20 protein-coding genes are annotated in these 22,768 nt (G+C 57.7%); 16 read left to right on the top strand and 4 right to left on the bottom strand.

Annotated elements, in window-relative coordinates; translation table 11 throughout:
- Positions 1-10: 10 nt before the first annotated feature.
- Complete coding sequence (locus JN12_RS16190) at positions 11-1,090, bottom strand: alpha/beta hydrolase (RefSeq protein ID WP_145024650.1); 1,080 nt, start codon at positions 1,088-1,090, stop codon at positions 11-13.
- Between the two features lie 230 nt (positions 1,091-1,320).
- Here JN12_RS16190 and JN12_RS16195 point away from each other — a divergent pair, with 230 nt between their 5' ends.
- From JN12_RS16195 to phoU, 7 genes are all read left to right on the top strand, one after another.
- Entirely contained in the window at positions 1,321-1,995 is a 675-nt protein-coding gene (locus JN12_RS16195; RefSeq protein ID WP_145024652.1) for a response regulator, read from the top strand.
- Complete coding sequence (gene pnpS, locus JN12_RS16200) at positions 1,992-3,773, top strand: two-component system histidine kinase PnpS (protein WP_342795417.1); 1,782 nt, start codon at positions 1,992-1,994, stop codon at positions 3,771-3,773. Before JN12_RS16195 ends, pnpS begins: the two co-directional genes overlap by 4 nt.
- A gap of 104 nt (positions 3,774-3,877) precedes the next feature.
- The gene (locus tag JN12_RS16205; protein ID WP_145024656.1) at positions 3,878-4,846 is read left to right on the top strand and encodes a PstS family phosphate ABC transporter substrate-binding protein; all 969 of its coding nucleotides are present in this window, start codon (positions 3,878-3,880) and stop codon (positions 4,844-4,846) included.
- A 79-nt stretch (positions 4,847-4,925) separates the two neighbouring features.
- A complete protein-coding gene (locus tag JN12_RS16210; protein WP_145024658.1) occupies positions 4,926-7,157 on the top strand; it encodes an ABC transporter permease subunit in 2,232 nt (743 codons plus the stop codon).
- 10 nt (positions 7,158-7,167) lie between these two features.
- A complete protein-coding gene (gene pstA, locus JN12_RS16215) occupies positions 7,168-8,757 on the top strand; it encodes a phosphate ABC transporter permease PstA (protein ID WP_145024660.1) in 1,590 nt (529 codons plus the stop codon).
- A gap of 15 nt (positions 8,758-8,772) precedes the next feature.
- Positions 8,773-9,555 (top strand): phosphate ABC transporter ATP-binding protein PstB, encoded by a 783-nt coding sequence (pstB, locus tag JN12_RS16220; RefSeq protein ID WP_145024662.1) that lies wholly within the window; start codon positions 8,773-8,775, stop codon positions 9,553-9,555.
- Between the two features lie 151 nt (positions 9,556-9,706).
- A complete protein-coding gene (phoU, locus tag JN12_RS16225; protein WP_145024664.1) occupies positions 9,707-10,378 on the top strand; it encodes a phosphate signaling complex protein PhoU in 672 nt (223 codons plus the stop codon).
- Here phoU and JN12_RS16230 read toward each other — a convergent pair.
- Entirely contained in the window at positions 10,375-10,839 is a 465-nt protein-coding gene (locus tag JN12_RS16230; protein WP_145024666.1) for a DUF2062 domain-containing protein, read from the bottom strand. The genes phoU and JN12_RS16230 overlap by 4 nt on opposite strands.
- 139 nt (positions 10,840-10,978) lie before the next feature.
- Here JN12_RS16230 and JN12_RS16235 point away from each other — a divergent pair, with 139 nt between their 5' ends.
- From JN12_RS16235 to JN12_RS16260, 6 genes are all read left to right on the top strand, one after another.
- Positions 10,979-11,707 (top strand): hypothetical protein, encoded by a 729-nt coding sequence (locus tag JN12_RS16235; protein WP_145024668.1) that lies wholly within the window; start codon positions 10,979-10,981, stop codon positions 11,705-11,707.
- Positions 11,708-11,792: 85 nt separating this feature from the next.
- Entirely contained in the window at positions 11,793-13,979 is a 2,187-nt protein-coding gene (locus tag JN12_RS16240; RefSeq protein WP_246125893.1) for a hypothetical protein, read from the top strand.
- A gap of 555 nt (positions 13,980-14,534) precedes the next feature.
- On the top strand, positions 14,535-15,887 hold the full coding sequence (locus tag JN12_RS16245) for a TonB-dependent receptor (RefSeq protein ID WP_145024670.1): 1,353 nt from the start codon (positions 14,535-14,537) through the stop codon (positions 15,885-15,887).
- A 12-nt stretch (positions 15,888-15,899) separates the two neighbouring features.
- The gene (locus JN12_RS16250; RefSeq protein ID WP_145024672.1) at positions 15,900-16,781 is read left to right on the top strand and encodes a metal ABC transporter substrate-binding protein; all 882 of its coding nucleotides are present in this window, start codon (positions 15,900-15,902) and stop codon (positions 16,779-16,781) included.
- Positions 16,782-16,792: 11 nt separating this feature from the next.
- Positions 16,793-17,596 (top strand): metal ABC transporter permease, encoded by an 804-nt coding sequence (locus JN12_RS16255; protein WP_145024674.1) that lies wholly within the window; start codon positions 16,793-16,795, stop codon positions 17,594-17,596.
- A gap of 192 nt (positions 17,597-17,788) precedes the next feature.
- Positions 17,789-20,200 carry a glycosyltransferase gene (locus tag JN12_RS16260; protein WP_145024675.1) on the top strand — a complete coding sequence of 804 codons (2,412 nt, stop codon included), beginning with the start codon at positions 17,789-17,791 and terminating at the stop codon, positions 20,198-20,200.
- 16 nt (positions 20,201-20,216) lie between these two features.
- On the opposite strand, the gene JN12_RS20535 is transcribed toward JN12_RS16260, so the two are convergent.
- Entirely contained in the window at positions 20,217-20,360 is a 144-nt protein-coding gene (locus JN12_RS20535) for a hypothetical protein (protein WP_170241982.1), read from the bottom strand.
- Positions 20,361-20,585: 225 nt separating this feature from the next.
- A complete protein-coding gene (locus tag JN12_RS16265) occupies positions 20,586-21,170 on the bottom strand; it encodes a hypothetical protein (protein ID WP_211360565.1) in 585 nt (194 codons plus the stop codon).
- 89 nt (positions 21,171-21,259) lie between these two features.
- Here JN12_RS16265 and JN12_RS16270 point away from each other — a divergent pair, with 89 nt between their 5' ends.
- The 3 genes from JN12_RS16270 to tnpA all read left to right on the top strand — a co-directional run.
- The gene (locus JN12_RS16270) at positions 21,260-21,526 is read left to right on the top strand and encodes a hypothetical protein (RefSeq protein ID WP_145024677.1); all 267 of its coding nucleotides are present in this window, start codon (positions 21,260-21,262) and stop codon (positions 21,524-21,526) included.
- Positions 21,527-21,577: 51 nt separating this feature from the next.
- A complete protein-coding gene (locus JN12_RS20855) occupies positions 21,578-22,030 on the top strand; it encodes a hypothetical protein (protein WP_246125894.1) in 453 nt (150 codons plus the stop codon).
- 460 nt (positions 22,031-22,490) lie between these two features.
- A partial coding sequence (gene tnpA / locus JN12_RS21125; protein ID WP_145024678.1) for an IS200/IS605 family transposase occupies positions 22,491-22,768 on the top strand: 278 nt, incomplete at its 3' end.

A 22,768-nucleotide genomic window follows, 5' to 3' on the forward strand; every position in this document is an offset into this window, starting at 1 on the left:
TCCTTGTAATTCAGATGGCAGCAAACAGCTTGGGAGCGGTCAGCCTGTTGTACCATGACGCCAGCAGTGGATTGTAATACTGATGGTGAAAGATCAGCGAGGCGTGGGCAACCGGGTCGTCGTCAGTGCCGGATGAAACACGACGGCAGATACCATGGGGAAAGAAGCGGCTGAACCGTTCCCGGTCACGGCAAAGGGCCAGGGTCGGCGAGCTTGGCACCAACAGGTTCTCCTCCGCTTCGGCCAGCAGGGTCAGAACCGGCCCGCCAAACAGAGGCCCGTCGCCCGGCTCCTGAAACGATTGCAGAGCAAGGACCCGTTCATACCCCCCAATGGCCGGGGTCTTTTCCAGGACGTCGAAGATCTTTTTCCTGATGGCCAGGTGCCGGCCGGTCAGCCGCCGGTTGCCGGCGCCGGCCTCGAACAGGCCGACGAAGCCGCGCCGTGCCCGCTCGATCTGCCGCTCGATGCCGCTTTTGTCGTCGGACCGTGCCTGCAGTATGCGACGCAGATTACTCTCCAGCATCCTTACCCCACCCCCTTTCTCACCCCCGGGCCGGACCAGGTCATCCTTGCAGAGTACCGGACTCACCAGGCTTATCCCCCTGATCTGCAGCTTCTCATGGGGAAACGCCTCGCGCATGAACTTGACGATGAGGCCGGCACCGAAGCTGACGCCGAAAAGGACCGGACGCTCACCCTGACGGTTAATCTCCACCACCAGATCGGCCAGTTGGGCAAAGAACAGGGGGAGGGAAAAGCCGGTACGGGGATAGTTCAGATAGTAGATGGAGCCGAATTCTTTGAGGAGCGGGCGCTGGAACTCGATCACCTCGGTGGCGTCCGGGACAAAACCGGCGATAACAATGGTCGGTATGGTCCCCTCCCCCTTTTCCCGGAAAATGGTGGTTCTGACCGCATGCAGGCTCGGCAAGGCATTAGCGGCAGTGAACTCACGGGTACGTCTCTTCGGCGTATACGGCTTCAGGGACAGGTTGCGCAGCATTGCGGTGGCCTTGCCGGTAACTTTCAGCACGACCTGGTTCCTCCGGATGGTCCGTTCAACCAGTGGCATCAAAGCAGCTCTCATCGGTTCCTCCTCCCATCTGTTTGCACTGCATTCTCCCACAGGGTCGTTACACCTGTGTTGCAGTCGGGAAAAAGGTATGTTGAAACTGCAAAGTCTGCCTTGGAACTGAAACCATCGTGATCATGGGGTATTGTCGGGAATAATCGTTATAATTCACAAACTCTCACCCCAACGGTCACCTGTTTGTAACATTGGTTTGCTACGGTTACCTAAAACACCATAGGTGACCCATGAAAATTGTAATCATCGAAGACGAGCGGGATCTGGCCGAGCTTTTGGCCTTCAACCTGGAGAAGGAAGGGTTCCAGACCAGCATCGCACTGGACGGCAAGGCCGGCTTGGAACGAGTGACAAGTGAACTGCCCGACTTGGTGATCCTGGACCTCATGCTGCCCGAAATGAACGGTACCGAGGTCTGCAAACTCCTTCGCAAGCAGTCCTCCACGGTTGGCATCCCGATCATCATGCTGACGGCCAGGGGTGAGGAGATTGACCGGGTTGTCGGCTTTGAGGTGGGGGCCGACGATTATCTGGTAAAACCGTTCTCCACCCGGGAACTGCTGCTCAGGATCAGGGCGATTCTTCGTCGGACCTCGCCGGAGCAATCGGACGCCAAGATCATCAGTATAGGGAATCTGGTCATCGATACCTCCCGGCACTTGGTGGCGGTGGCCGGCGAAGAGGTGAGCCTGACCACTACGGAGTTCAAGCTCCTGCTCACCCTGGCCGAACGTCTCGGAAGGATGCAGAGCCGTGATTCCCTCCTGAGGGATGTGTGGGGGTACAGCCATACGGCCGATTCCCGTACCGTGGACACACACATCACTCGCCTGCGGAACAAGCTGGGAATGGCCGGCGACCTGATCAAGACCGTGCGCGGTTTCGGCTACAAAATGGAGGCATGATGATATTCTCGATCCGCGCCAAACTGCTGGCCACTTACCTCCTGCTGCTGGCAGTTATGACCGGGACACTCTATGGGTATCTCCACCACGCCCTTCCCACCTCAATCATTGCCACCCAGCGGGACAACCTGGTCAACCAAGTCAGACTGGCGTCAGTCGTGGCCGGCCGAGAGATTGCCGACCTGCACCGCGACGCGCCGCGTGTGGCAACACTGATTGGTCGAACAGTGAACGCCAGGGTGACCATAATTGCTCCGGATGGCAAGGTGGTCGGCGACTCCGAGGTACCCGAGCAGGGTCTGACAGCCCTGGATAACCACGCTACCCGCCCGGAAGTGCTGGAGGCCAGGCGATCGGGCACCGGCAGTGCCACCCGCTACTCGGCAACCCTCAGGACCGACATGCTCTATGCAGCAGTCCCACTGGCTGTTGGTGCGACACAGGGAGCTATTGTGCGCTTGGCGCTCCCCCTGACGGTGGTGGTTAAAAAAGCTACTGATGGCATGGAAACGACCATGGGGATTAGCCTGCTGGTGGCGCTGGTCCTGGCAGCGGTCTTCAGCACGCTACTCTCACAGATCACCTCCCGACCATTGCGACAGGTTGCAGCCATTGCCACTGAAATTGGCCGTGGCAACTTTCACCGTCGCTTGCCCGTGGAATGGCGCGATGAACTTGGGGACCTGGCCAGGGTTATGAACGAAATGGCCGGGCGACTGGAAAACGAGCTCAGCAGGCTCTCGTCGGAAAAGGACCGTCTGGATGCCATCCTGCGCGGTATGGGAGAAGGACTGATGGTTACGGATGGCAAGGGTGCCATCTCCCTGGTAAACCCCGCCTTCTGCGGACTGTTCGGGGTGCACGACACCATTGTCGGCAGACCGCTGATCGACATCTCCCGTCACCCGACACTCAATGACTCCTACAAGCTGGTAACCCGGACCAGAAACGAACTGCAGGAGGAGATCACCATCCAGATGCCGGTGGAAACAACGATCCGCACTCACTGGGTACCGCTTCAAACCGGTGAGGAGTTACGGGGGGTGGTGGCGGTCTTCCACGATATCAGCGACATGAAGCGGTTGGAAAAAGTACGCAAGGACTTTGTCGCAAATGTTTCCCACGAACTGCGCACCCCGGTTACGGTCATCAAGGGGTACGCCGAGACGCTCCTGGATGGGGTCATCTCCCAAGACCCCACGCGTGCCATCCGGTTCGTTGAGATTATCCAGAATCATGCCGAGCGACTGGCCAGCCTGATCGGTGACCTCCTGAGCCTCTCAGAACTGGAGTCGGCAACCTTTTCCCTGCAGTTGCAGAAGATTTCCCTTGAAGGTACCATCCGCCGCTCCTGCTCCCTGCTGGAAGCCAAGGCAGCGGCCAAAAAGATCACCGTTATCCCTCCGACCGGTGAGCTCCCGCAGGTTCTGGCCGACCAGGGTCGGTTGGAACAGGTACTGGTCAATCTCCTGGATAATGCCATTAAATACACCCCCGCCGAAGGCAGCGTCTCCATAAATGTTGCCGAGGAGGAGGGTCAACTGAACGTGTCAGTTTCTGACACCGGCCCGGGTATCCCTCCCGAGAGTATCTCCAGGATCTTTGAACGTTTTTACCGGGTAGATGCCAGCAGAAGCAGGGACGAGGGGGGTACCGGCCTCGGTCTGTCCATTGTCAAGCATATCGTCCAACTCCACGGTGGCACCGTCCGTGTCGCCAACAACCCGATCCAGGGGACTACCTTCACCTTTTCCCTCAAAAAGGCAGTCAGTTCCTGAACCTTTAACGGAACTACTACGCAGTCGTAACGGATTTGTAGCACTTATTCGCTATAGTGCGTCCGAGTGAAATCGGGTAACTCAAACTAATGGGAGATCAAAAAATGATCAAGAAAATCAGCTTGATTGTGGCGACGTGCCTACTGGCTACCGTCAGCCTCGCTGCAGCGGAAGCGCTCAAGGTTGATGCCAAGCTGCCCAAGTACAAATCGACCGCTGGTGTCTCAGGCAACCTGAACAGCATCGGTTCCGACACCCTCAACAACCTGATGACCATGTGGGCCGAAGGGTTCCACAAAAAATACCCCAACGTGAACCTCCAGATTGAAGGTAAGGGATCCAGCACGGCGCCGCCGGCCCTTATCGCAGGCACGGCCCAATTCGGTCCCATGTCCCGCGAGATGAAAAGCAGCGAAATCGACCAGTTGGAGAAAAAATACGGCTTCAAGCCGACCAAAGTCGGCGTGGCTCTTGACTCACTGGCCGTGTTCGTGAACAAGGACAACCCGGTCAAAAGTCTTTCCCTCGACAAGGTCGACGCCGCCTTTTCCAAGACCCGCAAGCGTGGCCATTCGACCGACATCACCACCTGGGATCAGCTGGGAGTTACCGGCAAACTCGCCAAACAACCGATCAGCCTCTACGGCCGTAACTCCGCCTCCGGCACCTATGGTTACTTCAAGGAGCACACCCTTGCCAAGGGTGACTACAAGGATACCGTCAAGGAGCAGCCCGGTTCCGCCTCCGTCGTGCAAGGGGTGACCAAGGACAGGAACGGTATGGGATACTCCGGGATCGGTTACCGGACCTCCGGGGTGAAGGCGATCGCTCTTGCCGAGAAGGACGGTGCCGAGGCCTATGCTCCGAACTATGAAAACGTCCTGAGCGGCAAATACCCCCTTGGTCGGATGCTCTATATTTACGTGGTAAAAGAGCCGAACAAGCCGCTTCCCCCGGTCCAGGCCGAGTTCCTCAAATTCATTCTCTCCAAGGAAGGCCAGGAGATCGTCGTCAAGGACGGCTTTCTGCCGCTTCCCAAGAAGGTCGTCGATCAACAGCTCAAGGCACTGTAAGCAAGAGGACGTATTCTCGACGTGCTCAAAAAACGGCCGGACCCGCTCCGGCCGTTTTCTTGTCTGACCAGGTTATCGAATGAAACAAAACCTCATCGAACGGATCAAGCGACGCGACCGGATCGCCGGACATGCCATCAAGACCGGCGGGCTGCTGGTCGTGGCCAGCGTCATTGGCATATTGATCCTCATCGTCAAGGTGGCATTGCCGCTCTTTTATCCGCCATCGGCACACGTCGTCAATTCATTCCCGGTTCCCCGGGAACTGGGTGCAACCAGGATCATCGCCGCAGGTCTGGACGACTACCGGGAAACCGGCTACCTCCTCGATGAGACGGGCACCTTCACCTTTATCGATTTGCGGCACGGTACGATCCTCGACCGTGTGCCCGCAGTGCCGACCACAGAGCGGAAGCGGACGGTCGCCTCCGTTGAAAAGGCCGGCAAACTCAGCTACACGCTGCTCTGGAGCGACGGTTCCCTGGCAAAGGTCCAGGTGAAGTTCGCACCGGGGTTTGACGGAGAGGGAAAACGCACCATCAGGCATGAGGTTACGGCACCATTCGTCGAGCAGCCGGTGAAACAGCCGTCGCAAACGGTCAAAACCCTGGTGCGCTCGAATGACGAAAAGGGGACAACCCGTGTCGATCTCTCGGCTGACGGCCACGTCACCATCACCCGCCAGGAGATTACCAAGGATATCTTCGGCACTGAATCGGCCAAGAGAGTCACGTCGCCACTGACCGACCCGATCCCCGGTCGGGTGAGTGCCCTTGCCCTGGATCAGAAGGGTCAGTACCTCTACGCCGGTACCGACCGGGGCTCGCTCCTCCGCTGGGACCTTGGCGCTGCCGGGGCACCGCAGCTGACCGACAATATCCGGGTATTTCCGGACGGCAGGGCTGTAACGGCGCTGGGGCTGGTCCTCGGCGACATTTCCATCGCCGTGGGGGACGCCTCTGGCGGCTTTGCAACCTGGTTCCCCGTGGCCGAGCAGGGACTTTCCGAAAAGCGGCTGAAGCTGATCCACCAGTTGTCCACTCACCAAGGGAAGGTGATCGACATCATCCCTTCGCAGCGTGACAAGACCCTCCTGTCCCTGGATGAACGGGGAACCCTGCACGTCGATCACATGACCTCGGAACGGCATCTCCTCACCCTGCAACACTCCAGCCCCCTGGTGCAGATCGGGCTATCCGCCAAGGGAACCGGGCTCCTGGCAATCGATGCCGCTAATGCGGTGACGGTCTGGCAGCTGCAGATCCCCCACCCCGACGTGAGTTTCGGTACACTTTTCGGCAAGGTCTGGTACGAGAGCTACAATGAGCCCGCCTTTGTCTGGCAGTCCTCAGCCGCCAACGACGACTTTGAACCCAAGCTTTCCCTGACCCCGCTGATCTTCGGCACCCTCAAGGGAACCTTTTACGCCATGATCTTCGCGGTACCGCTGGCGCTGTTGGGCGCGATCTACACGAGCCAGTTCCTCAACCAGCGGACCAAGGCCATCATCAAGCCGGCCGTGGAGATCATGGCTGCCATTCCGTCAGTGGTAATCGGCTTTCTTGCCGGACTCTGGCTGGCACCTTTGCTGGATAAAACCATTGTCGCCTTTTTCCTGAGTATCGGGCTGATACCGGCCGCCATCTTCATCGTCATTCTGTTCTGGCAGCGGATCAGGCCCGCTACCTGGATAGACCGGACCACCAGGGGCTACGAATTTCTCTTCCTGATTCCGGCGATACTGCTGGGCGGGGCGGTCTCGTATTACCTGGGCGGCATGCTGGAGGCCGCGCTCTTCAATGGCGACTTCAAGCTTTGGCTGTACAATCAGCTGGGGGTCCGTGCCGACCAGCGAAACTCGATCATCATATCGCTGGCCCTTGGCTTTGCGATCATCCCGATTATCTTTACCATTGCCGAAGATGCGCTTTCCAATGTGCCCAAAAGCCTTTCCGCCGCCTCCCTCGCCCTGGGGGCGAGCCGCTGGCAGACAGCCTGGCGGGTGGTCCTGCCATCGGCAGTACCGGGCATCTTCTCAGCCATCATGATCGGCTTCGGCAGGGCCGTTGGCGAAACAATGATCATTCTCATGGCAACCGGCAACACCCCGATCATGAACTGGAGCATCTTCAACGGATTCAGGTCGCTTTCGGCCAACATAGCGGTTGAGATCCCCGAAGCACCGGTCGCGGGAACCCTCTATCGGGTCCTGTTCCTGTCGGCGGTGCTCCTCTTCATCTTCACCTTTATCGTCAATACGGTAGCGGAAGTGGTCCGACAAAATTTCCGCAAGAAATACGGAAGGTTTTAAAGGATACACGATGAAACACTTTTGGCTGAGAGGCGAGCCCCAGGTCATTGCCACGGCAGCGGCCCTTGGCATAACCCTGCTCCTCACGCTGACACTGGTGATAGTGGTGCTGGTCAACGGCATGGGCTTTTTCTGGCCGGCCGGCGTGGCCAGGACAGTGCTGAAAGACGGGACGGTTCTTGCCGGGGAGATAACAGCCAGGGAAAAGGGACAACCGCCGCGACTCCAGTTCAAGATAGGGAACCGCGATCTGTACGGACAGGATTTTCGCTGGGTCGACCGCGCCGAGATCACCAGCCTCAGCTACCCGAGTGACCTGATCGTCCTTGAACGAAAGGAGCACGGCAACTTCTACGGTTTTATCAAAACCGTCTCCGTTGATGGAGAACGGGCCGCAGCCGGCGGCGATCCGGCGCAGCGTCTCGACGCAGCCTGGAAACAGGTTGCCGGAAAATCGAAAACTGCCAGTTCACTCGATAAGCAGGTGTCTGACCTTACTTATCAAGCAGAACGAATTCGTCAACAGATGGCCAAGCTCTCACATGACGACAGGCAGGGTAACACAGCTACGATAGCAGCATTGAAAGGTCGACTGGACGAAACGCTTGCCAGGATCGATGGGCTTGCGGAGCAGCAAAACGGAGAAGCGACCGAACTGCGGCGTGCCGCCGTCACAGTTGCCGACGCCGCCGGGACGGGAAAAGAAATTCCTATTGCCGATATTGTCCGAATATACCGCCCCAACAGTATGACGGTCTGGGCCAAGACCATGTATTACCTGGAACGGCTGCGCGAACTCCTTTTTGACGAACCGCGCGAGTCCAATACCGAGGGGGGGCTGTTCCCCGCCATCTTCGGTACGGTTATGATGGTCCTCCTGATGACCCTCTTTTCCCTCCCCTTTGGCGTCATCGCTGCGGTGTATCTCAGGGAATACGCCCAAGAGGGATTCCTGGTCCGGATGGTCCGTATCGCCGTCAACAACCTGGCCGGCGTCCCCTCCATCGTTTACGGGGTCTTTGGCCTCGGCTTTTTCGTCTACGGCATCGGGTCCGGCCTGGACCGGCTGTTGTATCCGGAGCGCCTCCCCACACCGACCTTTGGCACCGGCGGCATCCTCTGGTCGAGCCTCACCCTCGCACTCTTGACCGTTCCGGTCATCATCGTCGCCACCGAGGAATCGCTTGCCGCCATACCCAAGGGTATCCGGGAGGGATCGCTCTCCCTGGGGGCCACCAAGTTCCAGACCCTGACCCGCCTGCTGCTTCCCATGGCCACGCCCGGGATCATGACCGGCATGGTCCTCTCCATGGCCCGTGCCGCCGGCGAAGTGGCGCCGCTCATGCTGGTCGGCGTGGTCAAACTGGCACCCAGCCTCCCCATCGATATGCGCTTTCCCTTCTTCCACATGGACCGCAAATTCATGCACCTCGGCTTCCACATCTATGACGTCGGTTTTCAATCCCCGAACGTGGAAGCTGCCAAGCCAATGGTCTACGTGACGACGCTCCTCCTCCTGGCCATCGTCATCGCAGCCTCCAGTTCGGCCATCTACCTGCGGACCATCATGAAAAAACGTTACACAACGAGAACCTTTTAGTGGAGAACCGTCATTATGGCGTCCAATGAGTCACCCCTGCTCGACAGTACCATCCTGAACATCCGTGATCTCAACCTTTACTATGGCCAGGCCCGGGCTCTCAACAGCATCAATCTGGCCATCCCCCGCAAAAAGGTAACGGCGTTCATCGGCCCGTCGGGCTGCGGCAAGTCGACCCTGCTGCGCTGCCTCAACCGGATGAACGACCTGATCGATACCGTCCGCGTGGCCGGCAGCATCACCCTCGATGGCGAGGAGATCAACTCGCCCGCCATGGACGTGATCAACCTGCGGCGAAGGGTCGGCATGGTCTTTCAACAATCCAACCCGTTTCCCAAGTCGATCTACGAAAACGTCATCTTCGGCCTGCGCATAGCCGGCATCAATAACAAGGGAACCCTTGATGAGACCGTGGAGGGGAGCCTGCGGGGTGCTGCCATCTGGGATGAAGTGAAGGATCGCCTGCACGAATCCGCCCTGGGCCTTTCCGGCGGCCAGGCCCAGCGAATCTGTATCGCCCGGGCCATTGCCGTAAACCCCGAAGTTATCCTGATGGACGAGCCCTGCTCGGCCCTGGACCCCATCGCAACGGCCAAGATCGAGGAGTTGATCCACGAACTGAAAAAGCTCTTCACCGTGGTCATCGTAACCCACAATATGCAACAGGCCGCCCGGGTCTCGGACTGTACGGCCTTTCTCTACATGGGTGAGCTGATAGAGTTCAACGAAACGCGCAAAATCTTCACCAATCCCGACAACTCCCAGACCGAGGATTACATTACCGGGAGATTCGGCTAACAGGACGCAATAAACTCAGGTTGCTCAAAAATAGTCAGATCGTCGCACCCGCAGCAAGCCCTGCGGAGGCGTAGCAGCGCTACGCCGCACAAAGGAGCTTGTGAGGACGGCGGCGAGATGGCTGTTTTTCAGCAACCTGCTGGGAGACGCCATGGAAAAGCAGCACCTGATTAAGCAGTTTGACACCGAATTGAACGAGATTCGCGCCAATCTCCTGGAAATGGGGGGAAAGGTCGAACTCATGATCTACGATGCCCTCAAAGCCTTGGTGGCACGGGACTCGCCGCTGGCCGAGAGGGTCATTGCCTCTGATCACGAAATCAACCGTCTGGAGATGGAAATAGACGAAAAGTGCCTGGAGGTGCTGGCCCGCCGGCAACCCGCCGCCAGGGACCTGCGCTTTCTTACCCTGGCGCTCAAGATCGTTACCGACCTGGAACGGATCGGCGATCAGTGCTGCAATATCGGCAAACGGGTCATGGAGTTGAACGAGGAACCGCCACTGAAGCCGTACATCGACCTGCCAAGGATGGCCCGCTGGGCCGGCGTCATGGTAAAGGAGGCCTTGGACGCCTTCGTCAGCGGCGACGACGAACTGGCGCTCAAGGTATGCAGGGATGACCAATTCGTCGACGATCTGAACGAACAGATCCAGCGTGAACTCCTCACCTTCATGCTGGAAGACGTCAGCACCATTACCCGTGCCATCAAGATCAACTACATCTCAAAGTGTCTGGAACGGATCGCCGATCACGCCACCAATGTCGCGGAGATGGTCATTTTCATGGTTAAGGGGAAGGATATCCGGCACACGGTCGTTTAGTCCGTGCAGCCCTCCTGCGCCTGCTCCTGCCGCAGCCGCCACCTGAGGAGCGGCAACAGGGCAACGTAGAGCAGCAGCGCGAGTCCCGGTGCGATTACCAGCCAGCCGGCTACCGCCCTGACCGTCGCTCCCCCCAGCTGATAGAGGTACTGCGACATCCCGGCCCCTCCTCCCGCCGCGGCGTGGACGGTTGCCGGGGGAAAGAGCCGTGCACCCAGACGGTAGAATGGAACGAGCAACAGAAGCTGCAAGGGATACGACAGGTAATTGACGATCTGGATGCATGCCTGATTGAGCCGGAATATGAAGGCAACAAAGACACACAGGAGCGTTGTTCCCCAGAGAACGGGTAAAATGCCGAGAGTAACGCCAAACGCAACGGTGAGCGCCAGCTTGTGAGGGGTAAGCCCGCTGCTCAACAGTATCAGCAGGGCATTGCGGATTTTTGCATAGATTCGCATGACGGATCCGGTGTGTCGAAGATGACATTGAGTACGGCCACTCTATCCTGCAGTCGTTACAGGCATGCGACAACGGGGTAAAATATGTGCAAACCAGCCTCAATAAGGAGTACGGGACTTGATGCGTAGAAGGACATTGGTGAAATCGCTGCAAGGCATAACGGTAGCGCTGGCGATCGTGCTGTTCGGCGCCTCGTCGGCCCTCACCACCCAAGGGACAAAAGAAAGCAGATATAAGATCTATTCCCGCGGGATACGGGTCGGCGAACTGGTCTCGTCAATCTCCCACCACCCGGCTAGCGGCGAAAAAGTTCTGAAGTATGTGTCGACCTGCTCCATTAAGGCACATTTCGTTGTCTACTCCTACACCATGGAAAACCGCGAAGAGGCGCTGGTAGGCGAAGGGGGAACCTTTTCGTACCTGAGAACGGAACGGGAGAACGAGTCGAAACGGCGCGTCGAGGGAAAGCTCGTCAACGGCAAATTCCATCTGCAGGTGCAGGAGAACGGGGTCAACCGGACCGTTGTCGTCGATCGGAACCAGTATGACTCCACCACCATGGAGTGCCCGGAAGTTGCCATGAAAAAGGAAGGGGACCACCTGGAACTGCGCCTGCTGGACTTTGAAACCCTGTCGGTGGTGACGAGGAAATACACATGGATAAAGAGCGAGGAGATCACTGTGGGTGGGAAGACCTTCCATTGCCGGGTCATCGATTTCGAGGATGCCAATAAGAAGTGCCGGCGCTGGATCAAGCCCGATGAGCCCGGAGTTATCATCACCCGCCAGGACGGACGGGGAAAGAACGGCTCCTATTCGCTCCGGATGATCAATCACTCCGATATCGTCAATGAACGGACCTCATAACCGGAGGTCGCCAACAGGCGCACACAATTCTTCCCCATTTGGGACAGGATGAAGTGCTACCGAAGAATAACAGCGGTGGAAGGGCTTGCGCAGATCATTGTCCAGCATTATCCGCTTTCTCCCATGCCTGGTAACGGCCCTGCTTCTGATCCCATCATTGGCCACTGCCCGGCCGTTGATGATCACCATTCAGGCCCCGCAGACGCTCCTCGCCCATCCACCTGCCCGACTTGCCGTTGAAGACAGCTGCGGGCTGCTTAAAAAAGCCTTTCCCGAAGCAACGATCACCCTCAATGGCACCGAAACGGATGTCAGGATCATTCTATCCGACCCGCAGACGAGAAGACATTTCCCTGCCCGGTCATCCCAAGCGAAGCCGTATCCGACACTTCAGACCCCCGACGCATCCTACCGCTGGACAGCAGCCGCATCAACCGGCGGCACAACGCTGCGCCTTGCCGCATCATCCCCTGAAGGCGTGTCCAACGGGCTTTACGGGCTGTTACAGGAAAAGCTCGGCATCCGGTTCATCCACCCGCGTCAGACGATCTTTCCCAACCACCGAAGCTGGCCGTTACCCCGGACCTTCACCTTTTCCGGCACCCCACGCTTCGATAAGCGGGGATTTCACATCCATACCTTGCACCCGGTGGAACTTACGGAGCAGTTGCACGACCCCACCCGGCCGCTGGCTTTTGAGGAGATCACCGAATATCTGGACTGGCTGGCGCGAAACGGCCAGAACACCTTCCAGTTCTTCCTCCTGCGCGGGGTCGATCGATCCACCTGGCCCGCCCACGCCCGGCGGATCGTCGACTACGCCCATAGGCGGGGGGTCCGTTGCGGGGTGGAGGTATCCCTGGCCATGCTCCAGCAGCAGGCGTTCCAGGCGATCACCCTGCTCAGACCTTATCCCTCCTACCGGCATCAGGTAGACGACACCCTGGCCTGGCTTTTCCGGGCGGAGTGGGACTTTGTCACCCTGGAGGCGACCATGGGGGAACATCTCCCCATTCTCGGCAACCTCCTTCCCGGTGTACAGGGGTACCTGGAAGAACAGGTGCAAAAGCGCTACAGGGCCGGACTCATGTACGCCACCCACGTGATCTGTGCGGATGGAGGGGAAAAGGTACGCCGACCCTCGCGTCCAGAGAGCGGCATCCTCATCCACACGGTCATGAGCTATTCCGTTTCCGAGCCAAAGGCGCCGGTCTACGGCAATGCCAACCAGCGCTTCATGCTTGAAGCGGCCAAGAACGAAACCCGGCGGCGGGAGACCTGGTACTGGCCCGAATCATCCTACTGGGTTGGCTTTGACACCTCGGTCCCCCTGCTGCTCCTGACCTATCTGGATGCCCGCTGGGACGACATTGAAACCATGGCTAAAATCGGTGTCAGCGGCCATCTGACCTTCACCTCCGGCTGGGAATGGGGGTACTGGCTGACCGACTGGAGCATAGCCCGCTGGTCGTGGCGCCTCGCCGACAACGGGCAGCCCCGGGAGACCGCTCCCCTTTCCCGGCTCGGCGAACTCTTTCCCGATCCGGTCCTGACTGTTCTCTGGCAGGAGGCCCTCGACCTGCAGAAAAGTTATCTCAAGGAGCGTGAGTTGCAGCGGTATCTCTCCGCCCTCACCCCGTTTTCCGAGCTCCCCCATCCGCTCGACAAGCCGTTCCAGCCCGATCCTGCCTTCCATTCCTCCTGGCTGCTGAAGAAGGCCACTCCCGATCAGGCTATGGCCGTTCTCCGCGGTCCGGTCGCCGACCTGGAGGCCTTTGCGTCCGGCATGGAGCGGATAACCTCGCGGCTCAGCCACAGGATCGGGGTGCTGGAGAAGGAGGGAACGTTAACCGCCGGACTGAATTCCCTGGCCGTCGAACTGACCGACGGGCTGCAGGTGAGCTCCCTGCGCGCCCGTCACCGAGCGCTGACGCTACGGGCGCTCCTGGCCGGGCGGGATGAAAGGGGCGTTTTTTCACGGGATCGAAAGGAGTCGTCACGCATCCTGGCCCGGGCCGGGACAGTCCGTAGCGAGGCACTACGACTTGTCCGCCGCCAGGAGGCGCGCTACCGTTATCCGGTCGAACTTATTGCACGCCGCAGAGAGAGCCTTACCGCCTATCCCTTCGGCTATCTCTATCCTGCCTCATCTCTTTTTTTCTGGGAACGCGAGGAAAAACAGGTAAAAAAGGGCCGCTTCGACCCGCTCTTCATGAACCTGTGGAACTTCCGCCGAACACTGGGGTTGGAGAGCCTCTTCTTCGGGAAGTAATTCCCGGCTGACGAACCGACCCTCCGTTTTTTTGTGGGTCCGCATGGAATTTCGATCCACCGGTGACCGGGTCGGAGTCCATGCCTTTAATAGGTCCCTAAACAACTTGACAAATTCCACCCCGTATATATTTTGTTCACATGACGATTACGGGGCAGTGGGTCGTGAAACGCCTTTCTTTACTCATTCTATTCATCGTATGCTTTTCTTTCCTGGCAGAGTCGTTTCACAGCCATGTCGATGGCGCAGACCATCCGGAATGCGCCATCTGCGTTGCGACCCATCAGCGATCATCTAATGTCGACCTGGCGAAACCCACTTTTCACATCACCACCTATATTGTAGCAACGCTCTATCCACAGCAGACTTCTTGCCCAATCCCCACCGCGCCTTACTCACCCGCCAATAACCGGGCTCCTCCGGCCTGAATCCTTTCAAGAACGTTCTGACAGAATCGTTGATGCAGTGATTCCGGTGCCATCCGTTCGCCCGGATGATGCTTGCTGGCAGTCATTGCCAGCTTTATGCCCATTCTTATTACCATTTGGAGGAGCCATGAACTCTTTACGAACAGTATCGTGTCTTTTTCTCGGCTCGCTATTTTTCTCGGTTTCTGCGTACGGCGAGGATACGACAAAACGGCTCGACCTGCTTGAAAATGCGCTGAAAGGTCAGGCAGCAACCATTGAAGAACAACAAAAATCCATAGACGAACTAAAGGAACAGCTGAAGGCGAAAGAGCCTGAGGAGACATCTTCGCTGTCGTCCAAACTGACCGGCCTGTTCGGCGGCTCACTCATGACCAATCCCTATATTTCGGTGGTGCTCGATGCCAAAGGGTACGCTTCCAACCTGAAAAACAGCCAGCTGAACAACCGGGGCGTACCGGGCTTTACCACCGAGGGACGAGGCCTGAAAAACGGCTTCAACACCGATGGCGCCGAACTGTTCGTCTTCGCTCCGGTCGATCCGTATTTCGACCTCTACGCAAACATTCCGGTTAACGCGGATGGTGCCACCCTCGAAGAGGGGTATTTTGTGACCACTGCCCTGCCGGAAGGCTTTCAGGTGAAGGGGGGACGCTTCAAAAGCAACTCCACCCGCCTCAACGCCCAGCACCCCCATGCATGGGACTTTGCCGACATAGCTCTCCCTTACAAGGCGTTTCTCGGCGCCGAAGGGGTCGGCGGCGAAAACGGCGTTCAGCTCACCTGGCTGCCAGCGCTGCCTGTCTATACCCTGTTGGGGATCGAAGTCCTCCAGGGGGATAACCCGCTGCTCTTCGGCAAGGACGACAACTGGGGACCCCATGCCTTCACCGCCTTTGCCAAGGTCTCGGTCGACACCGGCGATGACTCCACCTTATACGCCGGGCCATCGGTAATCTTTGGCTCCACCCGGAGTGCCGGGATACGTCCTCCTGATGCCGGAACCGGCAACACCTTCGGCCTGCGCGGTAACAGCGCCCTCTACGGCATGGAGGCGGTCTGGAAATGGAAGTCCGGCCTGCACGGGGTCAATCTGCAGGGCGAGTATCTCTACCTGGTGCAGAACGGTGACCTGACCGAGAGTGCCGCCACCGGCGCCGCTGTTTCGGTACACCCGCTGCACCGGCACCAGGACGGCGCCTATATCCAGGCCCTTTACCGCTATGGGCGCTGGCGGATCGGGGCTCGCTATGACCGGCTGGAGCTATTTGCCGACACCTTTGAACGGGGCGGCGTTCAGGAGAATTTCAGCGGCAAGCCGTGGCGGGCAACCGGCAGCCTGGAGTTCAATCCGACCGAATTCTCCACCATTCGCACTCAGTTCACCAGCGACCACTCGGGCCGCGACGCCCGGGTGAACAATGAGGGGATTCTCCAGTTCATCTTCACCATCGGCGCTCACCCCGCCCACACCTTTTAGGAGAAACACGCCATGCGAAAACTATTTCTTGCCATAGTGCTGACTCTGACCCTGACCAGCCCCGCCGTTGCCGGACTCAACGTGGTTGCCACGCTCCCCTGGATCGGCAGCATCGCCAAGGAGATCGGCAAAGATAAAATCACCGTGACCACCCTGGTGAAGCCGAGCCAGGACCCCCATTATGTGGAGGCGAAACCGAGCATGATCCTGGCCGCCCGCAAGGCCGATATCATCATGTACAACGGGTTAGACCTGGAGGTCGGTTATCTCCCCCTGATCATCGAATCGTCGAAAAACTCCAAGCTCATGCCGGGGCGGTCCGGGAACTTCGACTGCTCCAGGTTCGTCTCCGCCATTGAAAAGCAGGCCAACGTGGAGCGGAGCATGGGGGACGTGCATCCCCTGGGCAATCCCCATTACCACTTCTCCCCGCACAATATCATCCGGGTCGCGGAAGGGATGACCAATGCCCTGGCAGAACTGGATCGGGCCAATGGCGACGCCTACCGGGCCAACTTCAGGGATTTTGCCGCCAGATTCAAGGAAAAGCAGAAACAGTGGCAGAGCCTCAACCTGAAGGGGAAGCGCTACGTGGCCTACCATAAGCTGTTCGGCTACCTGGCGCATGAGTACGGCTTTCAGGTCGTCGGCTATCTGGAGCCGAAACCGGGCATCCCACCGTCAGCGGCGCATATCGAGAAGCTGATCGAAGAAATGAGGCGCCACAAGCCGGACGGCATCCTCGTCACCGAGGCGCATGGTCTGCATGAGGCCGAGTCGCTGGGGGCAAAGACCGGGGTCAAGGTCATTGTTCTGCCGCAGGATGTGGGCGACATGAAGGGGACTGACGACTGGTTAGCCTTTGTGGATAAGGTTGTATCGTCACTACGATAACGGGAGATACCATGGAAGCGCTCTCTTTTCTGATCTATCCCTTTCTGGCATGCCTGCTGTTGATACTGATCCACGCCTACTTCGGCATCCACATCCTGCAACGGGGGATAATCTTCGTCGACCTTGCCCTGGCCCAGTTCATCGGCATCGGCATCGCCCTGTCGTTCGTTCTTGGAGAGGAGAAGGTCTTTCTGCTCTCCCTTGTCTTCGCTTTCCTGGGGGCGTTCATTCTCTCCCTTTCCAAGCACGCGTCACAGTACGTGAACATCGAGGCGTTCATCGGCGTCCTCTACATCTTCTCCTTCTCGGCCAGCATCCTGATCCTGGACAAGAGCCCCCATGGGCTGGAGGAGTTCAAGACCATCCTGAACGGCAACATCCTCTGGGTCACCCCGCAACAGCTCCTCGCGACCCTGGGGCTCTACGCGGCGGTCGGCCTCTTCCACTTTCTGCTGCGCCGGCAGTTCTTCGCTCTGACCTTCGAGGGAAAGGGGAACATCTTCCTGGAATTCCTCTTCTTTGCAAGCTTTGCCCTGGTCCTCATCAAATCGGTACTCATGGCCGGGATTCTTCAGGTCTTTTCGTTTCTCGTCATTCCGGCCCTGATCGGTCGGCTCTTCTTCCGGGAAACGGCAAAGATCCTTCTTACCGGCTGGCTGGTTGGGGTTCTGGTGAGTGTGGTGGGAATATTTCTCTCCTTCAAGCTGGACATCCCAACGGCACCGGTCATCGTTGCCGGGCTGGCGTTGATGTTTTTTGCGATGCTCGTGGTCAAAATACGTTACGCCAAGAAGGACGTTCAGATATCCTCCTGATGTTTCACCGAATTGAGAATTGCACGGTTTGGTTTGGGTCGCTCTCCTCACGGGGAGCGACTTTTTTGAAGTCTTGTGGGAATCATTGCTGAGTAGCTGCTGAACGTGTAGCTGCTGAACGAATTGAGTTTCAACGCAAAATTCACAACACCTTAACCTGCCTGTAATGCTCCGCTGCTATGATGTACTTCCATGAAAGCATACAGAGCAGACCTTCATGTCCATTCCAGCCATTCCAACAAGCCCACCTACTGGGCCATGCGCAAGTTCAACTGCCCCGAGAGCTATACCTCGCCCCACCACCTCTATCGGATTGCCCGTGAACGTGGCATGGACTTCGTCACCATTACCGATCACAACTCCATCAACGGGGCGCTGGAAATCGCCCACCTGCCGCAGACGTTCATCAGTGCGGAGATCACGGCCCATTTCCCGGAAAACGGCTGCAAGACCCATGTGGTTGTCCTGAACATCTCCGAGACCCAGTTTCGGGAGATCATGCGGGCTCGGAAGAATGTCTACGATCTGGTCACCTATCTCCAGAAGGAAGAGATCGCCCACTTCCTGGCCCATCCGCTCTACGCCCAGAACGACAAACTGACCGTTGAAATCATTGAAAAAAGCCTGCTCCTCTTCACCACCATCGAGGTGAAGAACGGCTGCCGTGCCCGCCGTTTCAACGACTTCACGAAGCAGTTGGTTGCGTCGCTTGACCAGGAGACGATCGAACGGCTGGCCGACAAGCACGACCTCCAGCCCTATGGGGTCTACCCCTGGGTCAAGGGGATGGTCGGCGGCTCCGACGACCATGGCGGCCTGTTCATAGCAAAGGCATATACGGTCGCCAGCCGGGGGGCATCGGTCAGTGACTTCATTGGTGCCGTGCTGGAGGGTAAGAGTACGGCAGATGGGGATGACGGCGGGCCGTTGACCATGGCCCATAGTATGTACGGTATCGCTCACAGCTTTTACAAGGAGCGTTTCGGCGACCGGCGCCGCAGTTCGACGCCGTTCGTCAGCGCGCTTCTGGACCGATTCTTCAATGTCGGAACCGATACCATGTCCCTTATCGACAAGGTCAGGCTCTTCATCCGGAAGAATCTCCCCGCCTCCCGCAGCGCGACCGACCGGAGCTTCGAGGATATCCTCGACAGCGAGGCGAGAGAGCTCCTGAACGATGCGGCCTTTCTGGACGGCATCAGGCATGCCGACCAGAACCGGAAGATCTTCGCCGTGACGAGCCGGCTGGCAAACCGCATCCTCTACGTCTATGCCAAGCGCTTCATGTCCCTGCCGCTGAATGCCGGCTTCTTCGACTACCTCAACACCGTCGGCACCATCGGCCTGGTACACCTCTTGATCTCCCCTTACTACCTCGCCTTCCACCACCAGCACAAGAGCAAGGAGCTGATCCAGGAGCTCGCAGAGCGCCTCCCCGATGCGGCCCCCCGGAAGGCGACGGAGAAGATAGCCCTATTCACCGATACCCTGGACGAGATCAACGGTGTGGCGATCACCATCCGGCGACTGATCAATACCGCCCGGGACCGCGGTGTCAAGTTAACGGTGGTAACCTCCGGCACCGGTCCGGATGAAGGGGGGGAAGGGGTCAGGAAGTTCGAGGCGGTTGGAGACTTTGTGCTCCCCGAATACCCCGAGTTGAAGCTGAGCTTTCCCCCGATACTCGATGTCATGGACTTCATCGAGCGCGAGGAGATCACCCGCATCCACGTCAGCACGCCGGGGACGGTGGGGCTCTTGGGCCTTTTGATCGGCCGAATGATGGATATTCCGGTGGCCGGCACCTACCACACCGATATTCCCCAGTACGTCCGGAGCCTCACCGACGACGAATTCCTGGAACAGGCCGCCTGGAGCTACATGATCTGGTTCTACAACCAGATGGAAGAGGTCATGGTCCCTTCGTCGGGAACCCGGGAACAGCTGCTGTCGCACGGCCTGCCGGCGGACAAGATGCAGCCCCTCCCCCGCTGGGTGGATACGGACCTGTTCACGCCGGCCAGGAAAACGCCCCGCTACTGGGAGGGACGCGGCGTCAACGGTGCCACCAAGCTCCTGTATGTCGGAAGGGTCTCGCGGGAAAAATCACTCGAACTGCTCGCCGAATCGTTCCGGGAACTCGTGAACAACAACGCGGACCTGTCTCTCATAATCATCGGCGACGGTCCGTACCGCGAGGAGATGGAGACGCTCCTGGCCGGCCTTCCCGTGCACTTCACCGGCTTCATGCAGGGCGAAGAGCTGCAGCGGGCGTATGCCTCGGCCGATCTCTTTGTCTTCCCCAGCGCCACCGACACCTTCGGTAACGTGGTCCTGGAGGCGCAGGCCTCCGGCCTGCCGGTCATCGTCTCCGATGCCGGCGGCCCCAGGGAGTTGATGGTGGACGGAGAGACCGGGGTGGTGTTTCAGGCGGGTGACCGGGAAAGCCTGGTTAGGTCGATAGCCGGAGTGGCGGCGGACCGGGGCCTGCTTGATCAAATGGGGAGAAACGCCCGCTTATTCACCGAGCAGAAAGCGCCGGACAGCGCCGAAACCTACAGCACCATTCTCACGAGCAGACAACCGCTGGCCGGGGCCGCGTGATAAACAGCCGAGACATTCAGGCCAGCATGGTTTCCAGTTCATCCAGAATCACGAGCGTGACCTTGGGAAGGGTATCGGTCACCGGATAACTTTTCGGAATCTCACGCGTTGTGAACGCCTCTTCTTCAACCTCAAACACCTCGCAAAGCCGGTTGAGCATTCTCTTGCCGATGCCGCGGCCGTTTTAAATGGCAGCGATATAACCTCTTGTCGTCCCTGTCAACTCCTCCATTTGGTCCTGAATCCAGCTCCGCCTTATACGTATTTCCCTGAATTGTTGCCCACTCAGCCGGTTTATGCCTTTTTTGTCAGTGCACTTATCTGTGAAGTTTGGCCTCCAAGAGCTTTATAAAAAGCATGATGAATGTGTGGTGATGTCCCCATATCATTGACATAGTGATGGGTAAGCCAGCAGTTCAGAAAACGTCCACCGATGATCCGTCACGCTTGCGGCCATAGCCGGGGTCTTAGGCCGGAAAATACGATCCTCGCCGCGACTGAGCGTTTCGTGGGGTCGGATCAAATTGTAGCAGGCCACGCAGATGGCGAACTTGGCCTTCAACCAGTCTATTGAACGGGCGACCGTTGGTGCCTTGCGCGCCAGATGGGCATCCCACAATCGCCAGTCCAGATTGGAACGTTCGATATATGCGGTGTTGATCGTCTGACTTGGTGAATCCTCCAATCGCGCGAGAACTTGCTGTTCGCTCCCGTAGATCACCTTGCGTTCGACCTTGATCACCCGCGCACCCTGGCGTGTCTTATGAACCGTGGCATAATCCAGATCCGAATCAATGACTCTCTCTGGATTCCGAGGTCGTCCCGGCTTACCCGTCGGCACTGGCGGAACTAGTTCGTGAAACAGCTCACCCAGTACAGTGCCGTAATGGGGCAGTTCATCAGAGACAAACAAGGGCTTGCCTTGACAGCGAGCGGTCAAATCCTTCAGCATCTGCCGGGCATCGTCCAATCCGCGTCCGCCAACCCAGAACCTGACTCCGTGACGGCAAATTCAGCAATTTGAAATTTGCCAGCTGTAGATCAGCGGTCAAGGAGATCGTGCGGGGAAGTGCGAATCCGGAGCACAAACTCTTTCGGATTCGGGAGGAGATCCATGACCTGTGCGAGCGGGCAAAGTTCGCCCGCTCTTCCGGGGACGAGATCATGGAACTGAAGCAGTGGCTGGGCACCAAGGTCCGGGGGCTGGCGGGAAACAACCGGGAGTTAAAGAAGCTGCCCAACGAGCTCGTCTACCAGTGGCACCAGCACCTCGACAGCAACCGTCATCAGCCGTATCCGAACTTTTCTTCGACCCAAGAACCATAACCGAGGAGGTCTATCTGACCTTCTTCAGTCCTTACAGAGAGGAGCAATGACATGAGCACAACAGTCCACAGAAAAGACATGACATCAGCCGACTTCACATTACTGGCAAAGTTCTCGCGCGCCTTGGTCAATTCGACGGCATTGTTTGGCAAACAGATGGTGCATGAGCTTCCAGTCGATTACATGCAACTGCCCGTGTGGAGGAAGACAGCCGATGGGTGGCAGGTTGCCGGCGTAAGAGCGTTCCATAGCGAGAGAATCGGCATTTCCGTGAACGACTTCCGGAGGATCTGTCGCTATCTCCAGGAAAAGGAATCGATTGTCGTAGGCGTGCTTTTCCGCCTGTCAATGATCGATGTTCTCACGTATTCGGAAACCACCGGCAAAAAGGAACTCCGCCAGCGCTTCCCGGATCTTACCAAGCCCATAATTAATGGCGTGTGCTCCTGGGTCGATGACGGTTTCGTCCTCGAAAAGCGCCGGGCGTTGGGTGCATTCAAGTAGGCATGGCAAGCTGAAATCAAACAACAACTTTCCATGCCTGCCGTCAAGGATGGCAGGCATGGAAAAACTATGACCAGCGAGACACAGATAACCTTGGTTGCTGTCCCGATCAAAGAGAGAGTAGATCGGCAATTTCGATCACCCTGTATGGTCGAGGTTACGTATGAGCGTAACAGATGAAGAACATTTCGAAGCTTTGCTTGTTCCTCCGTTACCAGTGTTCCTCCAAAAACCTTGGCACAGGCAATTACAAAAGGGTCAGCAACCGGCCATCCGTTTAATCGTTGCTTATCTCCTATGAGCTTGTGAAAGTGGGGAATCGAAAATATTTCGGCAACGAATTTCATTTCTACTATTGTTGGTGTTAGAAAAAGGTCTTTTCGAGGCTTCAGCCATTTATTGTCCGACTATGGGAGAAAAACCCTCGCCTTCAGGCGAAAACTTCAGTTAAACTCGCTGGATGGAACACTATCGAACATCATCGCATACACGGTTTGACCTAAAGTGCCATTTTGTGTGGATCACCAAGTATCGGAAGCCTGTATTACGAGGAGAAGTGGGCACTCGGCTTCGAGAGTTGGTGGTAGAAGTCTGCAAGACTAATGATGTAGAAATCTTGCAGGGTCATATATCAAAGGATCACGTGCATCTGTTCGTGTCTGTACCACCCCATCTGGCCCCGAGTAAGCTGATGCAGTACATAAAGGGCAAAACGTCTCGCAAGTTGATGATGGAGTT

Origin of the sequence: Geobacter argillaceus, from assembly GCF_007830735.1 — a bacterium.
Classification (GTDB): domain Bacteria; phylum Desulfobacterota; class Desulfuromonadia; order Geobacterales; family DSM-12255; genus Geomobilibacter; species Geomobilibacter argillaceus.